The organism is Acidovorax sp. GW101-11A03, assembly GCF_059424825.1.
Genome location: NZ_JBWKZU010000003.1, coordinates 161,059 through 179,711 on the forward strand (window position 1 = coordinate 161,059; position 18,653 = coordinate 179,711).

Sequence of the window (18,653 nt, forward strand, 5' to 3'; positions counted from 1 at the left end):
GCTGCAAACCAACATTTCACGGGGTGCTCATGGCGGCGACTTTTCAGAACGCGGTACTCACCGGCGCTTGTGGTGGCCTGGGCCAGGCCCTGGCGCGGGAGCTGATCGGCCAGGGCGCCGCCGTGGCGCTGGTGGGCCTGAACCAGCCCGTGCTGGAGACACTGGCCGCACTGGCGCCAGAGCGCTGTGCTGTCTACACGCCCGATGTGGCCGACGCCACGGCCATGCAGGCCATGGCTGCCGACTGGATGGGACGTTGGGGAACGCCTGATCTTGTCATTGCCAATGCCGGGGTGGCTGGTGGCTTTGACACCGCCGAAGCCGACGACCTCGCGGTGATGCGGCGCATGCTGGAAATCAACCTGCTGGGCGCCGCCACCACCTTCCAGCCGTTTGTGAAAGCCATGCGCGCGCGGCGGCGCGGTGCCCTGGTGGGCGTGGCCAGCATTGCGGGCTGGCGTGGCATGCCGGGCAACGGCGCCTACTGCGCGAGCAAGGGCGGGCTCATCCGCTACCTGGAGAGCCTGCGGGCTGAGTTGCGCGGCGAATCCATTGTGGTCAGCACGGTCAGCCCCGGCTATTTGCGTACCGCGCTCACGGCGGGCAACCGTTTTGCCATGCCGGGCCTGATGGAGCCCGAAGCCGCTGCCCGGGCTCTGCTGGCGGGCGTCGCGCAAGGGCGTACCCACATCGTGCTGCCCGCGCGCATCGGCTGGTTGGCCCGCTTGCTGAACCTGTTGCCCGACGCCCTGCACGACCGACTGCTGCTGGGCCAGCCGCGCAAGCCACGCGTGGGCGAGGCGGGGGCCACGGCCATTCCGGGCCTGCCGTTGCCTGCAGAGACACCGATACACAACGAAAGCAAAAACGCATGACAACGGAGACAACACCCACTGTGGCAGATACCCGCACCCAGATCGCCCTGATAGGCGCAGGCCCCAGTGGCCTGGCGGCTGCGCGCAACCTGCAAAAGCTGGGCGTGCCCTTCCAGGGCTTTGAGGCGCACACCGACGTGGGCGGTTTGTGGAACATCGAGAACCCGCGCAGCACGGTCTACGAATCGGCACACCTCATCTCCAGCAAACACACCACGGAGTTCACCGAGTTCCCCATGCGCGCCGAGGTGGCCGACTACCCCAGCCACCGCGAGATGCGGCAGTACTTCATGGACTTTGCCGCGCACTTTAGTTTGCGTCCCTGCTACTGGTTTGGCACCCGCGTCTTGAAGGTGGAACCCGTGGGCGAGGGCGCAGCGCCGCTGTGGCGCGTTACCTGGAGCCAGCACGGCGGACCCGCGCAGACCGCAGAGTTCAAGGGCGTGGTGATTGCCAATGGCACGCTGGCCGAGCCCAACATGCCGCGCTTTGAAGGCCAGTTTGATGGCGAACTGCTGCACACCAGCGCCTACAAAAGTGCGGAGTTGTTCAAAGGCAAACGCGTGTTGGTGGTGGGCGCGGGCAACTCGGGCTGCGACATAGCCGTGGATGCGGTGCATTACGCGCGCAGCGTGGATCTGTCGGTGCGGCGCGGCTACTACTTCGTCCCCAAATACGTGTTCGGCCAGCCAGCCGACACGCTGGGGGGCAAGTTCAAGATGCCGCCCTGGCTCAAACAGAAGATCGACAGCGTGGTGCTGCAGTGGTTCACCGGCGATCCTGTGCGGTTTGGTTTGCCCAAGCCCGACTACAAGATGTACGAGTCGCACCCGGTGGTCAATTCGCTGGTGTTGCACCACCTGGGCCATGGGGACATTCATGTGAAGCCTGACATCGCACGTTTTGAGGGCCGCACCGTGTTCTTCAAGGACGGCCGCGCACAGGACTACGATCTGGTGCTCTGCGCCACGGGCTACAAGCTGCACTACCCCTTCATCGACCACAGCCTGCTCAACTGGCAGGGCATGGCGCCGCAGCTGTACCTCAACATCCTGTCGCCCCGTTTCGACAACCTGGCGGTGATGGGCATGATCGAGGCGAGTGGCATCGGCTGGCAGGGGCGCTATGAACAGGCCGAACTGGTGGCGCGCTTCTTCAAGGCGCAGGCCGAGGGTTCGCAGCGCGCCGAGGCCCTGCGACAGGCCAAGGCCGGGCCACCACCCGATCTGTCGGGTGGCTTCAAATACCTCAAGCTCGAACGCATGGCGTACTACGTGCACAAGGACACCTACCGCAACGCGGTGCGCGCAGCGGCCGCTGCCCTCGCCTGAAAGGACCGCCATGCTGCCCGTGGACGAAATACGCCTCAACTTCAACCCCGCATCGCTGGTGGTGCTCAACGTGGTGCTGGGTTTTCTCATGTTCGGCATCGCGCTGGACACGCGCGTTGCCGATTTCAAGCGCGTGCTGCGCATGCCGGGCGCCATGGCGGTGGGCATTGCCGCGCAGTTCATCGTGCTGCCTGCAGTGACCTTTGTGCTCACGCTGCTGCTTCAGCCTGGGCCCAGCATTGCGCTGGGCATGATCCTGGTGGCCTGCTGCCCGCCGGGCAATGTGAGCAACATCCTCACACACCGTGCCGGAGGCAATGTGGCGCTGTCAGTGTCGATGACGGCCATCTCCAACGCGCTGGCCATCGTGCTCATGCCGCTCAACTTCGCCTTCTGGGGAGGCATGCACCCCACGGCGGCGCCGCTGCTACGCAGCATTGCGCTCGACCCGCTGGAGATGGCGGGCCACATTGTGGCCATCATCGGCATTCCGTTTGTGCTGGGTATTCTCTGTGCCGAAAAGTTGCCGCGCCTCACACAGCGCGTGAACAAGCCCGTGCGCATCCTCAGTTTTGTCTGCCTGATCGGTTTCATCATCGGTGCCGTGGCGGGCAACTGGCGCTATTTTCTGGACTATGTGGGCCTGGTGTTGCTGGCTGTGGCGCTGCACGATGCCTTGGCCTTTGGCACCGGCTATGCCTGCGCGCGCCTGAGCGGCCTGCCGGACTACGACCGGCGCGCAGTGAGCATCGAGGTCGGCATCCGAAACGCCGGGTTGGGCCTGGTGCTGATCTTCAGCTTCTTTGGCGGGCTGGGGGGCATGGCGGTGGTGGCGGGTGTCTGGGGTTTCTGGGACATCATCGCGGGCCTGGCGCTGGCGGGCTGGTGGGGCCGTAGGCCCGCTGCCGTGCCGCCCGCCGATGGCGCCAGGGAGCAGCGCGCATGAGCGGCGCGGCATGGGCAAACCGCCGCATCCTCGTCACTGGCGCCGACGGCTTTCTGGGCCGTAGCGTGGTGGCAGCGCTGGCACGCGAACAGGCGGGCGTGATCGTGGCGGCCGATGTGCGCGAGGTGCCTGCTGAGCGCCGCCTGTCCGGCGTTTCCTATCTGGTGCAGGACGTGCGCGACCCCGGATTGGCGAAGACACTGGCGGACCACGCCATCGACAGCGTAGTGCACCTGGCGTCCATCGTTACGCCCGGCAAGGGCTCCAGCCGCGAGTTCGAATATTCGGTGGACGTGCTGGGCAGCCAGAACGTGCTGGATGCCTGTGTGGCCACTGGCGTGAAGCAGCTGGTCGTCAGCTCCAGCGGTGCGGCCTACGGCTACCACGCCGACAACCCCGAATGGCTGCGCGAGACGGATGCGCTGCGGGGCAACGAGGTGTTTGCCTATTCACACCACAAGCGGCTGGTGGAGGAGATGCTGGCGCAATACCGCACGCAGCACCCGGCGCTGGCGCAGACGGTGCTGCGCATTGGCACCATCCTGGGTGAGCGGGTGGACAACCAGATCACCGCCTTGTTTGAAAAGCCGCGCCTGCTCGCCATCCGGGGCAGCGAGAGCCCGTTTGTCTTCATCTGGGACGAAGACGTGACCGGTGCCATCCTGCATGCCTTGCGCACGCAGCGGGCGGGCTGTTTCAACCTGGCGGGCGATGGTGCCTTGCCTTTGCGTGAGATCGCCCGGCGCCTGGGCAAGCCCGTGCTGGAGCTGCCCGCCGGGCTGCTGCGCACCGCGCTGGCGGTGGGCTCTGCGCTCGGTGTGAGCCGCTATGGCCCTGAGCAGCTCGACTTTCTGCGCTACCGGCCGGTGCTGCTGAATACCGCACTCAAGGAGGTGCTGGGCTATGTGCCCGGCAAGACCAGTGCCCAGGCGTTTGAGGCTTTCGTCACTGCACGGGCGCGGCAGGGCCGCCCGGTGGCGGCGGGCGCATCGGTGGCTGCCGCATGAGTGCGCCAGCGGCCTTAAGCCGTGGCGACCTGTTGCGCGCCTTGGCGGTGGTGGTCATCTGGGGGCTGAACTTTGTGGTGATGAAGTTCGGCTTGCAGGGGCTCAGCCCGATGCTGCTGGGCGCGCTGCGCTTTACGGCGGCGTCGCTGCCATTCCTGCTGTTCGTGCCGCGCCCTTCGCTGCCCTGGCGTTTTGTGGTGGGCTACGGGTTGGCGCAGGGCTTGGGGCAGTTTGGTTTTCTGTTTCTGGGGCTGCAGCTGGGCATGACGGCGGGCATGGCGTCGGTGGTGATGCAGACCCAGGCGTTCTTCACTTTGCTGCTGGCCGCGCCGTTGCTGGGGGAGCGCGCCAAGCCCTGGCAGTGGGGCGGCTTGTTGCTGGCGTTCGGCGGCTTGATGGCCATCGGCCTCGCGCATGGCGAGGGGCCGGGCCAGATGACGCTGGCGGGGTTTGTGCTCACCCTCGGCGCCGCATTCATGTGGGCGGTGTCCAACCTGGTGGCGCGCCGCGCGGCACAGGCCGGGGCGTATGCGCCGTTTCCTTTCATCGTGTGGAGCAGCGTGGTGCCCATCGGGCCGTTCTTTGCGCTGGCGTTGTGGAGTGAAGGCTCCACCGCCGTGTGGGCACAGCTGCAGTCTTTGAATGGCAAAGGGTTGCTGGCCGTGGCCTACCTGGCCTTTTTGGCCACACTGCTGGCCTACACGCTGTGGACGCAACTGCTGCAACGCCATGCGGCGGGGCGTGTCACACCGTTTTCGCTGCTGGTGCCGGTGGTGGGGCTGTGGGCGGCTTATGCCTTTCTGGGTGAAACCCCGGCGCCTCTGCAGTGGCTGGGCGCAGCCGCAGTGCTCTGCGGGCTGGTGGTGAACCAGGTGGGAGGCTTGTGGTGGGCCCGGCGTGCTGCAGCTTCCTAGAATGGCCGCTTTCCGCATCGAGGAGATAGGGTGGCTGAGAGCGCGTTTTTGTGGGTGAAAGGGTTGCGGTTTGCGTACCCGGAGTGTGCGGTGCTGGACAACCTGTCGCTGGCCTGGCCCCCGGGTCTGGCTTTGGTGCGGGGTGATGAAAGCACCGGCAAAACCACGCTGCTGCGTGTGCTGGCTGGCGAACTGACGGCGCAGGCTGGCCATATCGTGCTGCAAGGGGTGGACCTGAACCAGGCCGCCAAGGCCTCGGCACCACTGGTCTTCTGGGCGGACCCGCGATCCAGCGAGTGGGACCCGCTCACGGCCCGGGGTTGGCTCGACAGTCTGCCGGCGCGCTACCCCCTGTGGGATGCGGCAGCCCTGGTGGAGCACATCGACGGGTTCAGCCTCCACGAGCACCTGGACAAGCCTTTTTATGCCCTGTCTACCGGCAGCAAGCGCAAGGTGCTCATGGCTGGGGCCTTGGCCTCGAACGCACCGCTGACCTTGATCGACGAGCCGGTGGGCGGGCTGGATAAACCTTCCGCCCGCTACCTGGCGCAGGCTCTGGCGTCCCAGGCGGCCCGGCCAGACCGCCTGACCGTGGTGGCGCATTACGAAGCCCTGCCCGATGTGCCCTGGGGCTCGGTGCTGGATCTGTAGCGGTCGTGAGGTGGTAGAGGGCGCCTTGGGGGCATGTACCCTGGGGGCGGTTGTGTAGGCAAGGTCTGCCGTAGACTGCAGCGCTGACCGTTTCGTTTCCTCTCACACGCCTCACCCTGCAAGGACCGCACCATGGATGCGCTGCTATTTGTTCCGGTTGCCATCGCCATCTCGCTCACCCCCGGGCCCAACAACTTCTGTGGTCTCAACAACGGCATCCGTGCGGGCGTGGGCCCCGCGATGATCGCCACGGTGGGCCGGGCAGCGGCGTTTGCGATCTTTCTGACGGTGTCTGCGGTAGGGCTGGGGGCGATGCTGCTGGCGTCCGAGGCGGCGTTCACGGCCGTGAAATGGGTGGGCGCCGCCTACCTGTTCTGGCTGGGCTGGAAGGCCTGGCACAGCCGCGAGTTCAGCGGTCTGGCGCTGGAGGATGCTCCTGGCGGCGCCCAGGCATCGGGCCAGCCGGCCCAGGTTCATCTGCGTGCGCTCATCACCCAGGAGTTTCTGCTGGGCATCACCAATCCCAAGGCCATCATCCTGTTTGCGGCGATCTTCCCGCAGTTCATCGACCCGGCGCAGCCCGCTGCGCGCCAATTCCTGGTGCTGGGCTCCATTTATCTGGGCAGCGAATTCGTATCGACCGCCGTGTACGCCAGCTTTGGCCGCCAGATCCGTCGCTTCATCCGCACCTCGCGCGGTGTGGCGCGGCTGAACAAGGCCACGGGCGGTTTCTTCATGGGCGCCGGTGGCCTTTTGCTGGCCACCAACCGCTGAATTCATCCCGAGGTGGGCGCCGCTGCGGCGCCGGTAAACCTCGGCCAAAGCGCGCGTAAATCCTCGGTAAAGGGGGGCTGCAGGTCGGCAGCCGCCGGGGGTGCGCTGGCTACCATTGCTCCTTGCCTATCCATTGTTGCGCTCCACCATGCCACTGACCCGTTTGTTCGCTTGTTCGCAGCGGCCCGCTGTATCGCAATCCGGCAAGCTGCGCCTGTTGCCTGCCGTGTTGTTGGCCGTCCTGGTTGTCGGGGGCGTTGGGGGCGGGGGCTGGTGGTGGAAGCAGCGCCAGGCGGCGTCCGTCCCTGTTTCCGGTGCTGCGGGCCCTGCGGGCAGCAAGCCAGCAGGCGGCCCAGGGCGCTTTGGCGGCGGCAACGTACAGCCCGTGTCGGTAGGCACCGTGCAGCGCGGCGATGTGCGCGTGGTGGTGAGCGCCATCGGCACCATGAGCGCCCGTGCCACCGCCGTGGTGCGCGCCAAGGTGAGTGGCGAGCTGGTGGCGGTGCGCTTCAAGGAAGGTGACGAGGTGCGCGCAGGCCAGGTGCTGGCCGAGATCGACCCCCGCAGCTACCAGGCTGCGCTGTCGCAGGCGCAGGGCACGCTGCAGCGCGACCAGGCGCTGCTCAAGAACGCGCAGCTTGACCTCAAGCGCTACCAAGACCTGCTGGCCCGAGACTCCATCGCCAGCCAGCAGGTGGACACCCAGGCCGCGCTGGTGCGCCAGCTGGAGGGCACCGTGGCATCCGATCAGGCCCAGGTGGATGCCGCACGCCTGCAGCTGAGCTACACCCAGGTCACTGCGCCGTTCGCCGGGCGGCTGGGCCTGCGCCAGGCCGACAAGGGCAATGTGGTGGGGCCGAGCGATGCCAATGGCCTGGTCACCATCAACCAGGTGCGGCCGATGGATGCCGCGTTCTCCGTGCCCGAGGTGCACCTGCCGCAAATGCGCCGCCGCCTGGCCGCCGGTGAAGAACTGCCTGTGGAGCTGTGGGACCGCGACGCCCGCCGCCAACTGGCCAAGGGGCGCGTGGTCGCGCTGGACAACGCCATCGACACCGCCACGGGCACCATCAAGGTCAAGGCCGCCTTTGCCAATGACGACGGTGCGCTGTATCCCAACCAGTTCGTCAATGTGCGCCTGCAGGTCAACCTGCTTGAGGCCGTGCTCACCGTGCCCACCACGGCCGTGCAGAACAACTACGTGTACCTGGTGCAGGAAGACAGTACCGTGACCCAGCGCCGCATCCGGGTGGGCGTGACCGACGGCGAGCGTGTGAGCATCGAAGGCGATCTGCGCGAGGGCGAGCAGGTGGTCACCGATGGCATCGACCGCCTGCGCGAAGGCGCCAAGGTCGCCGTGATCGACGCGGGGGCCGTGACGCGCGCCGACCAGGCGGCCCAGGACCAGGCCGCGCAGCGCCGCGCCTTCATCGCATCGCTGCCGCCCGAGGTGCGCGAAAAGTTGCAGAAGATGAGTCCTGAAGAGCGCCGCGCCTTTTTGCGCGAGCGGCGGGCACAGATGGGTGCGGGCGGCGCAGCGGCTCCAGCGTCGGCGGCCTCTGCTGCTGTCTCTTCCGCGTCGGGTGTGGGTGCTCCCGCTGCTGCCCCTGCGTCCGGCCCGCAGGCCTCGGCAGCACCACAACCGCAGCGCAGTGAAACGCCGGCCCGTGCCGCCGCACCGCAAGCATCCCCAGGCGCAGCGCCGCCTGCACCGCCTGCAGCCCCCGCAGCGCCTGGTGATCGCGCTGCGGAACCCCCTCGGGGCATCCCTCCGCAGGTGAAGGCTCTGCTGGACCAGATGCCCGCCGACGAGCGCGCCCGCGTGATGGCAATGCCGCAGGAGGAGCGCCGTGCCTACATCCGCGAGCGGCTGCAGCAGCAGCCGCCGTCCCAGGGTGGCGCGGCCAGCCCGGCGCGCTGAGCGCAGCGGCACCCCGGTTTCTCCCCTGCCTGTCTTGCCAGCGCACCCGTCGCCATGAACCTGTCGCGCCTTTTTATCCTGCGTCCCATCGCCACCGCGCTGCTCATGGTGGCGATCCTGATCGCGGGGCTGATGGCCTACCGGCTGCTGCCCACCTCGGCCCTGCCCGAGGTGGACTACCCCACCATCCAGGTCACCACGCTGTATCCAGGCGCGAGCCCCGATGTGATGACCTCCAACGTCACGGCGCCGCTGGAGCGGCAGTTCGGCCAGATGCCGGGGCTGTCGCAAATGTCGTCCACCAGCTCGGGCGGGGCTTCGGTGATCACGCTGCGTTTTGCGCTCGACATGGCGCTGGACGTGGCCGAGCAGCAGGTGCAGGCAGCCATCAATGCAGGCAGCAATCTGCTGCCCAACGACCTGCCCATGCCGCCGCTGTACAGCAAGGTCAACCCGGCCGATGCGCCCATCCTCACGCTGGCCATCACCTCGCCCTCGCTGCCCGTGATCCGCGTGAACGATCTGGTGGAAAACCGCCTGGCACCCAAGCTCTCGCAGGTGCAGGGCGTGGGTCTGGTGGCGATTGCGGGCGGGCGCCGCCCGGCTGTGCGCATCCAGGCCAACCCCACGGCACTGGCGCAGCTGGGCCTCACGCTGGAGGACGTGCGAACCTCCATTGCGGCCGCCAACGTGAAGCAGGCCAAGGGCGGCTTTGATGGCGCTGCACGTGCATCCACCATTGACGCCAACGACCAGCTGCAGTCGGCGGCGGAGTACCGTGACCTCATCATCGCCTTCAAGAACGGCGCCCCGGTGCGCCTGAAGGACGTGGCCGACACGGTGGACGATGCCGAGAACACCCGCCTCGCCGCCTGGGCGGGCACGGCAGACACGGGCGCCAAGCCCGGCGTGATCCTCAACATCCGCCGCCAGCCCGGCGCCAACGTGATCGACACAGTGGACCGCATCAAGGCCCTGCTGCCGCAGCTGCAAAGCACCTTGCCCGCGTCGCTGGATGTGCAGGTGCTGACGGACCGCACGGTGACGGTGCGCGCCTCGGTGCGCGACATGCAGGTAGAGCTGGGCCTGGCCGTGGTGCTGGTGGTGGCAGTGATCTTTGTCTTCCTGCGCAGTCCCTCGGCCACGCTGATCCCGAGCGTGGCCGTGCCGCTGTCGCTCATCGGAACCTGCGGTGTGATGTACCTCGCGGGGTTCTCCATCAACAACCTCACGCTGATGGCGCTGACGATCTCCACCGGCTTTGTGGTGGACGATGCCATCGTGATGATCGAGAACATTGCCCGCTATGTGGAAGAGGGCGAGGCGCCGCTCGCGGCCGCGCTCAAGGGCTCGCAGCAGATCGGCTTCACCATCATCTCGCTCACCATTTCGCTGATTGCGGTGCTGATCCCGCTGCTGTTCATGGGCGATGTGGTGGGGCGGCTGTTCCACGAGTTCGCCATCACGCTGGCCGTGTCCATCCTGATCTCGGCCGTGGTGTCACTCACGCTCACCCCGATGCTGTGCGCGCGGCTGCTGCGCCACACCCCCGAAGACAGCCACGGCCGCCTGTACCAGGCCACGGGCCAGTTCTTTGACCGCACGATTGCGGGCTACGGCCGCATGCTGGCCTGGGTGCTGGACCGGCGAGGCTGGACCTGGCTGGTGTTCCTGGCCACGCTGGCGCTCACCGTGGTGCTTTACCTGTTCATCCCCAAGGGCTTCTTCCCGGTGCAGGACACCGGCACGCTGCAAGCCACCACCGAGGCGGACCAGTCGATCTCGTTTGCGGGCATGGCCGCGCGCCAGCAGGCCGTGGCCGAGCGGCTGCTCGAAGACCCCGCCGTGCGCAGCATCTCGTCGTTCATTGGCGTGGATGGGGCCAACACCACGCTCAATACGGGCCGCCTGCTGATCGACCTGCAGCCGCACGCGCAGCGCGACAAGGCCGATGTGGTGCAGCAGCGCCTGGCCGAGCGCGTACAGAACCTGCCGGGCATCCGTCTGTTCATCCAGCCTGTGCAGGACCTGACCATCGAAGACCGGGTGGCGCGCACGCAGTACCAGTGGCTGCTGTCGTCGCCCGACATGCAGCAGCTCACCACCAGCACCACCGAGTTGCTTCGCCGCCTGCGCGCCCTGCCCGAGCTGACCGATGTGGCCAGCGACCTGCAGGACCAGGGCCGCCAAGCCTATGTGCAGATCGACCGCGCCCAGGCCAGTCGCCTGGGCGTGACGGTGGCGGGCATTGACGCGGCGCTGTACAACGCCTTTGGCCAGCGGCTGATCTCGACCATCTTCACCCAGTCCAACCAGTACCGCGTGGTGCTGGAGGTGGCGCCACAGTTCAAGGTGGGGCCCGAGGCACTGCAGAGCATCTATGTGCCGTCGAGCGCGGGGGCGCCGGTGCCGCTGTCGTCGGTGGCGCGCATCGAGGAGCGCAACATGCCGCTGGTGGTCAACCACGTGGGCCAGTTGCCGGCTGCGACGATTTCGTTCAACACCGCGCCGGGCGTGTCGCTGGGCAATGCCGTGGCCGCCATCGAGCGCGAGAAGGCTGCCGTGAAGGCCGAGGGGTTGTTGCCGCTGTCGGTGGAGACGAGCTTTCAGGGCGCGGCGCTGGCGTTTCAGGCGTCGTTGTCGAACACGCTGCTGCTGATCCTGGCGGCGGTGGTCACCATGTACATCGTGCTGGGCGTGCTGTACGAGAGCACTGTGCACCCGGTCACGATTTTGTCCACGCTGCCCTCGGCCGGGGTGGGGGCCTTGCTGGCGTTGATGGCAGCGCGGCTGGACCTGGACATCATTGCCATCATCGGCATCGTGCTGCTGATCGGCATCGTAAAGAAGAACGCGATCATGATGATCGACTTTGCGCTGGAGGCGCAGCGGGACGAGGGCTTGAGTGCGCGTGATGCGATTTACCAGGCATGTCTGTTGCGGTTCCGGCCGATCTTGATGACGACGTTGGCGGCTTTGCTGGGGGCCTTGCCGATGATGCTGGGCACGGGGGTGGGCAGCGAGTTGCGGCACCCGCTGGGGGTGACGATGGTGGGGGGGCTGATTCTGAGCCAGTTGCTCACGCTGTTCACGACGCCGGTGATTTACCTCACGTTTGAGGGGTGGGCGCAGCGGTGGCGTGGGCGGCGGGGTGAGGGGGCGTGATGGCATCCGTGGATTGCGCTTTTTCATTCACCGCTCGGGCTGAGCTTGTCGAAGCCTTGGCGTGCTGGTTTGGAAGGCGTGCTGGGGTTGAGGGCGGAGGCCGGGTTGTCGCCCCGGCAGGCGACTCACTTTCTTTTGCTTCGCCAAAAGAAAGTAAGCAAAGAAAAGGCGACCCCCAGTCTGCGACCCCTTCGCTGCGCTCCGGGGCAAACCTGCGGCGGGGCGGTTGCGGGGTGCGCCGTGGAACTCGCTTTGCGCTGCGCGCGCCGCTCGGACAACCACGGCGAGTCAGAGCACGAAGCATGGGCGCTTCGACGCCCATGCCACCCCACAGCCGCCCCGCCGCAGGCGCAGCCAGCAGGGGGTGGGCAGCCGAACACCTAAACACCCAAACAGCCGAACAGCCACACGGGCCTTTGCTTCGCTCGGCCCCCTCTCGCGGGCGCAAGCGCCTCGCGCTGCGCAGGCTGGGCCGAGCGCAGCAATGGCCCGTGTGGATGTCCGATTCGCGGGTCCCCTTCACGATGCGCCGAGGAGCGCAGGGCGTGGGGCGGCACGGGCGTCGAGGCGCCCGTGCTTCGTGCACTGACTCGCCGTGGTTGTCCGAGCGGCGCGCGCAGCGCAAAGCGAGTTCCACGGCGCGCCCCACGTCCGAGCACCGCAGGTTGCCCGCAGCGAAGCGGAGGGACGCAGCGTGCAGGGTCGCCTTTTCTTTGGTGACTTTCTTTTGGCGAAGCAAAAGAAAGCCACTGCGCCGCCGGGCGCACACCCCGGCCTCCGCCCTGAACCCAAGCACACCTTCCAAACCAGCACGCCAAGCCTTCGACAAGCTCAGCCCGAACGGATGGGGCTCGCGCCCAGACTTAGACAGAAGCTCAGTCCGAACGCCGAGTAGAAATCAAAATGCTATAAAAATACTAGCTAAAAAGGCATAACCAGCAGGCGGTAGAGGCCAAAAAAACCTCAATCCCCCACCCGCCCCAACGCCCTCAACACATTCTCCGCAGTCGCCGGTGCCGTCAACACCACCGGCGCCGCAGCATCCACGCCACTGCGCCCAGCCGCCACCGCATTGCGCAGCGCCTCATACACACTGATCGCCAGCATGAACGGCGGCTCCCCCACCGCCTTGCTACCGCCCACGTTGTCCTCGCGGTTGGCTTCGGGCCACAAGTCCACCTTGAAGTGCGCCGGGATGTCCCCCGTCGCCGGGATCTTGTACGTGCTGGGTGCGTGGGTGGCCAAGTAACCCTTGTCGTTCCACACCAGCTGCTCGGTGGTGAGCCAGCCCATGCCCTGCACAAAGCCACCCTCGATCTGGCCGATGTCGATGGCCGGGTTGATGCTGTGGCCCACGTCGTGCAGGATGTCCACCTTCAGCACGCGGCTCTCGCCGGTGAGGGTGTCGATGGCCACCTCGGTGCAGGCGGCGCCGTAGGCAAAGTAATAGAAGGGGCGCCCGGTGAGCGTGGCCTTGTCGTAGTGGATCTTGGGCGTGCGATAAAAGCCGTCGCTCCACAGCTGGATGCGGTTGGCGTACGCCTCCTTCACCACGGCGTCGAAGCTGCGCACGGCCTTGGGCGAGATCACCTGGCCACCCGCGAACTGGATCGCGCCTGCGCCGCAGCCGTCCAGGCCGCACACGAACGAGGCCAGGTTGTCGCGCACGTTGCGCGCCGCATATTGGGCGGCGCGGCCGTTCAGGTCGGTGCCGCTGCTGGCGGCGGTGGCGCTGGCGTTGGGCACCTTGCTGGTGTCGCTGGCCGTGACCAGCACGCGGGCGAGGGGCACGCCCAGCTCGTCGGCCACGATCTGCGCCACCTTGGTGTGCAGGCCCTGGCCCATTTCGGTGCCACCGTGGTTCACCTGCACGCTGCCGTCGGTGTACACATGCACCAGCGCGCCGGCCTGGTTGAACAGCGTGGCGGTGAAGCTGATGCCGAACTTGACGGGCGTGATGGCGATGCCGCGCTTGATGACCGGGTTGTGCGCGTTCCAGGCCGCAATTTCGGCCTGGCGCTGGCGGTAGCCCGAGGTCTGCTCCAGCGTGGGCATCAGCTCGTGCAGGATGTTGTCTTCCACCGCCATCTGGTAGTGGGTGACGCTGCGGCCCGTGCTCGCGTCTTTGCCGTAGAGGTTGGCCAGGCGCACGTCCTGTGCGTCCAGGCCCAGCGCGCGCGCGATGTCGCCCAGGATGGCCTCGATCACGATCACGCCCTGTGGGCCGCCAAAGCCGCGGAACGCGGTGTGGCTCTGGGTGTTCGTCTTGCAGCGGTACGAGGCGATCTCAACATCGCTCAGGTAATAGGCGTTGTCGCTGTGGAACACGGCGCGGTCGGCCACGGGGCCCGACAGGTCGGCGCTGAAGCCGCAGTTGGCAGCCATGTGCAGCTTCAGGCCCGTGATGCGGCCGGTGTCGTCAAAGCCCACGTCGTACTCGTACGCAAACGGGTGGCGCTTGCCGGTGACCATGAAGTCCTCGTCCCGGTCCAGCCGCAGCTTGACGGGGCGACCCAACTTGTGGGCGGCCACGGCAGCCCACACGGCCAGGTGCCCGGCCTGCGTCTCCTTGCCGCCAAAGCCACCACCCATGCGGCGGCATTCCACGCGCACCGCGTGGTTGTCGATGCCCAAGGCGTGCGAAACCCAGTGCTGCACCTCGCCCGGGTGCTGTGTGCTGGAGTAGACCCACCACTGTTTTTGCTCCAGCGGCATGGCGTAGGCAATCTGGCCTTCGAGGTAGAAATGCTCCTGCCCGCCCACCTCGAATGCGCCGCTCAGGCGGTGGGCGGATTGCGCCAGGCCCGTGGCCGCATCGCCTCGGCGCACAAACACGGGGGGCAGCACATAGCTTTGTGCTTTCAGCGCGTCCTGCACCGTGAGCACGGCAGGCAGGGGGGTGATGTCGAGCTTGACGGCGCGCACCGCACGGCGCGCCTGCATGACCGAGTCGGCCACCACCAAGCCGATCACCTGGCCTACAAACTGCACGCTATCGATGGCAAACACCGGTTCGTCGTGCGCGAAGGCGGCCAGGATCTTGTCGCCCGGCACATCACTCGCCAGCACCACGCCACGCACGCCGGGCAGGGCCAGCGCGGCGCTGGCATCCACACCGTTCAGGCGGCCATGCGCCACCGTGGAGAGGATGGGCGCCGCATACAGCGTGCCCTTCACCTCGGGCAGGTCGTCGATGTAGTGGGCGGCGCCTGCCACCTGGGCGCGGGCGCTTTCGTGGATGTGCGAATGGCCCATGGCGGCCCGTGTGGGCGAGGGCAGGGCCTGGGTGGGGATGTGTTCGGGGGCGTTCATACCGTGGCCTCCAGCGTCAAGGTGTCCAGGCTCACCGAGGGGTGGCCCTGGCTCTCCAGCCAGTAGCGTTGCAGCAGGCTGCCCAGCACCTGGCGGCGGTAGGCGCCGCTGGCGCGCATGTCCGAGATGGGGCTGAACTCGGCCTGCAGTACGGCGGCGGCACGCTGTGCGGTGGCCTCGGTCCAGGGCTGGCCTGCCAGCGCAGCCTCGGTCTGCCGCGCGCGGGCCGGGGTGGCGGCCACGCCGCCCGCGCCAATGCTGGCGCGCTGCACGGTGCCGTCCACGATGTCGAGGTTGAGCACCAGGCAGACGGCGGAGATGTCGTCGTCAAAGCGCTTCGAAATCTTGTATGCCCGGAGCTGTTCTTGCGGGGTGGGGCGGGGCACCACGATGCGCACAAGCAACTCATCCGCCGCCATCACGTTCTGCCGGTAGCCGGTGTAGAGGTCTTCCAGCGGCAGCTGGCGCTCGCCGCGGGCCTGGCTGGCCAGCACCACCTGGGCGCGCAGGGCGATCAAGAGCGGCATGGAGTCGCCAATCGGCGAGCCGTTGGCCACGTTGCCGCCCAGCGTGCCGGAGTTGCGCACGGGCAGCCCAGCAAACCGCGTGGCAAATCGGTGCAGCTGCGGCCACTGTGCGGTGAGGGCTGCAAATGCGTCGGTCAGGCTCACGGCCGCACCGATGTGGATGGCGTCGGCGAGCTGCGCCACCTCGCGCAGCTCGGCCGCGCGGGTCACGTCGATCACCTGCGTGTATTGCTTGTGCTGCTTGGTCACCCACAGCCCCACGTCGGTACAACCCGCCACGATCTGCGCAGCGGGGTGAGCGGCGCGTGCGGCCAGCAGGCTGGCCTGGCTGGTGGGGGCGATGTAAGGAAAATTGGCTGCCTGCGCGCTCTGGTCTTGTGCCAGAGGCTTCAATTTTTGTAGCACTTCGGCTTCATTGACTGCCATGCCGGGCAGCGCTGCCATCTGCTGGGCGGCATCGAGGATGGGGCGGTAGCCGGTGCAGCGGCACAGGTTGCCCGAGAGTTCTTCCTGGGCCAGCTCGCGGGTGATGGGCTCACCATGGCAAACGTGGTTCTGGTACATCCCGAAGAGGCTCATCACGAAGCCGGGAGTGCAGAACCCGCACTGGGAGCCGTGGCACTGGACCATCGCTTCCTGCGCAGGATGGAGCGTGATCGTTTGTGGGGCGGCGGGGGCATCGCCCACCGGCTGGATCAGCGGGTCTTCCGCCAGGTCCTCGACCGTCCACAGCGCCATGCCATTCACCGAATGGGCCAGGCGGATGCAGCTGTTCACGGCGCTGTAGTGCAGCTGGCCGCCGCGCTCTTCGCCCAGCACCACGGTGCAGGCGCCGCAGTCGCCTTCGCCGCAGCCCTCCTTGGTGCCGGTGCAGCCCAGGTCTTCGCGCAGCACCTCCAGCAGGGTGCGGTCGGGTGGTACATTGCCCAGCGCCACGGGCTGGCCTCGGCGCAGGAATTGCAAGGGTTGGGTGGTCATGACGGATGCCGCTTTTTCGATTGCTATCAATTCTTCAATTCATCAGAGGGTAGGGCGCCCCGAGGCCTTCAGCATAAGTACAAGCTTATGACATCAATGCACGCACTGCTATGAGAGACCACGCCCTTTTCGACAAGATAGACCTCCATCTCATAAGGGTCTTGCACACCGTGCTCACAGAACGCAGCGTATCGAGGGCCGCCGTCCGCCTGGGCATGCACCAGCCGGCGGTGTCGGCTGCGCTCAAACGGCTGCGCGACCTGTCGGGCGACCCGCTTCTGGTGCGCTCCGGCGCCAGCATGATGCCCACCGATGCCGCGCTGCGCATGGTGGAGCCCGCAGGGGCCATCCTGCGGGCGGCAGAGGCGCTGTTTTCGGATGCACGCGGGTTTGACCCGCGCACCGCCACCCGCACTTTCCGCGTCGCCGCCAGCGACTACCTCGACCCGTTGTTCCTGCCCCAGTTGGTGGCCCGCATCAAGGTCGAGGCGCCCCTGTGCCCCATCGAGATACTGCCGCTGTCGGCCGATGCGCACTACCACGCGCATCTGGCGCAGGGTGAGGTGGATGTGGTGATCGGCAACTGGCCGCAACCGCCGGACGACCTGCACATGGGCCGCCTCTTTGGCGACGAGGTGGTGTGCTTGGTGGGCAAGGACCACCCCGCCGTGCGGCGCGGCTGGGATGTGGAAAGCTGGCTGGCTGCCGAGCACATCGCGCCCACGCCCACCCACCCGGGTGCACGCGGCGTGATCGATGTGCACCTGGACAGCCTGGGCATGCAGCGCCACATCACGGCGCGCTGCGCGCATTTCAGCCTCATCCCCAGCATCGTGGCATCCAGCTTGCTTGTGCTGACCACGGGCCGCCAGTATTGCGAGCGGTATGTGGAGCAGTTGCCGCTGGCCATCCTGCCCTGCCCGGTGCCGTTTCCCCGGCTCATGTATTACCAGCTCTGGCACGCGCGCACCCACCATTCGGCGGCGGCCGTGTGGCTGCGCGAGTGTGTGAAGGCTGTCGCGTCTTCGCTACGAAAAGAATAGCTGCTTGGGCATGCTGAACAAGCGCAAGAAGGTGTTTTCGTTCCTATAACAAGTTGTAAAACTGAGAGACAATCCCCGCATGAGTTCACCTCCTATTCCCTCCGCCCCGGGGGCGTCGCCGCCGCCCCGGCTGCAGCTTGTGGGCATCACCAAGCGCTACCCGGCCGTGGTGGCCAACAGCGGTGTCTCGCTCACCGTGCTGCCGGGTGAAATCCATGCGGTGCTGGGCGAAAACGGCGCGGGCAAATCCACGCTGATGAAAATCATCTACGGCTCGGTCAAGCCCGACGAGGGCAGCGTGTTCTTCAACGGCCAGGCTGTGCAGGTGCGCAACCCGCAAGAGGCGCGCGCCCTGGGCATCGCCATGGTGTTCCAGCACTTCAGCCTGTTCGACACCCTGACGGTGGCCGAGAACGTGTGGCTGGGCCTGGACAAGAGCCTGACGCTGGCCGAAGTCACGCAGCGTATCAGCGCCAAGGCGGCCGAATACGGCCTCGACATCGACCCCCTGCGCCCCGTGCACACGCTGAGCGTGGGCGAGATGCAGCGCGTGGAAATCATCCGTGCCCTGCTCACCAACCCCAAGGTGCTGATCCTGGACGAGCCCACCTCGGTGCTCACGCCCCAGGCGGTCGAAAAGCTCTTCGTGGTGCTGCGCAAGCTGGCCAGCGAGGGCTGCAGCATCCTCTACATCAGCCACAAGCTGCACGAGATACGCGCGCTATGCACGGCCTGCACCGTGCTGCGCGGTGGCAAGGTCACGGGCGTGTGCAACCCGGCCGAGGAGTCCAATGCCTCCCTGTCGCGCCTGATGATTGGCGCCGAGCCGCCTGCGCTGGAACACCGCGCAGTACAGACCGGCGCCACCGTGCTGCGCGTCAAGGGCCTGTCGCTGCCGCGCGCCGACCAGTTTGGTGTGGACTTGATCGACCTGCAGTTCGAGGTGAAGGCGGGCGAGGTGGTGGGCATTGCCGGGGTGTCGGGCAATGGACAAAAAGAACTGCTCTACGCGCTGTCGGGCGAAGACCAGCGCACGGAGCCCGCCAGCATCCAGGTGACGGGCCAGAACGCGGGTCGCATGGGCCCCGGTCAGCGCCGCGCTTTGGGCCTGCACTTTGTGCCTGAGGAGCGCCTGGGCCGGGGCGCCGTGCCCACCATGGGCCTGGCGCACAACCTGCTGCTTACGCGCAAGAACGCAGTGTCGGGCAG

13 protein-coding genes are annotated in these 18,653 nt (G+C 67.0%); 11 read left to right on the forward strand and 2 right to left on the reverse strand.

Annotated elements, in window-relative coordinates:
- The first annotated feature begins 29 nt into the window (after positions 1 to 29).
- The 9 genes from AC07Z7_RS02875 to AC07Z7_RS02915 all read left to right on the forward strand — a co-directional run bounded on the left by AC07Z7_RS02875 (position 30) and on the right by AC07Z7_RS02915 (position 11,584).
- Positions 30 to 875: an SDR family oxidoreductase gene (locus AC07Z7_RS02875; protein WP_494765259.1), complete on the forward strand. Its 846-nt coding sequence runs from the start codon at positions 30 to 32 to the stop codon at positions 873 to 875.
- Positions 872 to 2,206: a flavin-containing monooxygenase gene (locus AC07Z7_RS02880; RefSeq protein WP_494765260.1), complete on the forward strand. Its 1,335-nt coding sequence runs from the start codon at positions 872 to 874 to the stop codon at positions 2,204 to 2,206. The genes AC07Z7_RS02875 and AC07Z7_RS02880 overlap by 4 nt, the downstream gene beginning before the upstream one ends.
- A 10-nt stretch (positions 2,207 to 2,216) precedes the next feature.
- Positions 2,217 to 3,152, forward strand: coding sequence for a bile acid:sodium symporter family protein (locus AC07Z7_RS02885; RefSeq protein ID WP_094288527.1), 936 nt, complete (start codon positions 2,217 to 2,219; stop codon positions 3,150 to 3,152).
- Positions 3,149 to 4,159: an SDR family oxidoreductase gene (locus AC07Z7_RS02890; protein WP_494765261.1), complete on the forward strand. Its 1,011-nt coding sequence runs from the start codon at positions 3,149 to 3,151 to the stop codon at positions 4,157 to 4,159. Before AC07Z7_RS02885 ends, AC07Z7_RS02890 begins: the two co-directional genes overlap by 4 nt.
- Complete coding sequence (locus AC07Z7_RS02895) at positions 4,156 to 5,073, forward strand: EamA family transporter (RefSeq protein ID WP_494765262.1); 918 nt, start codon at positions 4,156 to 4,158, stop codon at positions 5,071 to 5,073. The genes AC07Z7_RS02890 and AC07Z7_RS02895 overlap by 4 nt, the downstream gene beginning before the upstream one ends.
- Before the next feature lie 90 nt (positions 5,074 to 5,163).
- On the forward strand, positions 5,164 to 5,724 hold the full coding sequence (locus AC07Z7_RS02900) for an ABC transporter ATP-binding protein (RefSeq protein ID WP_240515647.1): 561 nt from the start codon (positions 5,164 to 5,166) through the stop codon (positions 5,722 to 5,724).
- Between the two features lie 132 nt (positions 5,725 to 5,856).
- Complete coding sequence (locus AC07Z7_RS02905) at positions 5,857 to 6,498, forward strand: LysE family translocator (RefSeq protein WP_094288535.1); 642 nt, start codon at positions 5,857 to 5,859, stop codon at positions 6,496 to 6,498.
- A 148-nt stretch (positions 6,499 to 6,646) separates the two neighbouring features.
- Positions 6,647 to 8,419 carry an efflux RND transporter periplasmic adaptor subunit gene (locus AC07Z7_RS02910; RefSeq protein ID WP_494765263.1) on the forward strand — a complete coding sequence of 591 codons (1,773 nt, stop codon included), beginning with the start codon at positions 6,647 to 6,649 and terminating at the stop codon, positions 8,417 to 8,419.
- Between the two features lie 54 nt (positions 8,420 to 8,473).
- Positions 8,474 to 11,584, forward strand: coding sequence for an MdtB/MuxB family multidrug efflux RND transporter permease subunit (locus AC07Z7_RS02915; protein WP_494765264.1), 3,111 nt, complete (start codon positions 8,474 to 8,476; stop codon positions 11,582 to 11,584).
- A gap of 963 nt (positions 11,585 to 12,547) precedes the next feature.
- Here AC07Z7_RS02915 and xdhB read toward each other — a convergent pair.
- Together xdhB and xdhA are read right to left on the reverse strand one after the other, a co-directional pair.
- Positions 12,548 to 14,896: a xanthine dehydrogenase molybdopterin binding subunit gene (gene xdhB / locus AC07Z7_RS02920; RefSeq protein ID WP_494765265.1), complete on the reverse strand. Its 2,349-nt coding sequence runs from the start codon at positions 14,894 to 14,896 to the stop codon at positions 12,548 to 12,550.
- Entirely contained in the window at positions 14,893 to 16,401 is a 1,509-nt protein-coding gene (xdhA, locus tag AC07Z7_RS02925; RefSeq protein WP_494765266.1) for a xanthine dehydrogenase small subunit, read from the reverse strand. The genes xdhB and xdhA overlap by 4 nt, the downstream gene beginning before the upstream one ends.
- A gap of 110 nt (positions 16,402 to 16,511) precedes the next feature.
- Between xdhA and AC07Z7_RS02930 the strand changes: the two genes are divergently transcribed.
- Together AC07Z7_RS02930 and AC07Z7_RS02935 are read left to right on the forward strand one after the other, a co-directional pair.
- Positions 16,512 to 17,444, forward strand: coding sequence for a LysR family transcriptional regulator (locus AC07Z7_RS02930; RefSeq protein WP_094286901.1), 933 nt, complete (start codon positions 16,512 to 16,514; stop codon positions 17,442 to 17,444).
- Positions 17,445 to 17,523: 79 nt separating this feature from the next.
- On the forward strand, positions 17,524 to 18,653 hold a 1,130-nt coding region (locus tag AC07Z7_RS02935; protein WP_494765267.1), incomplete at its 3' end, for an ABC transporter ATP-binding protein.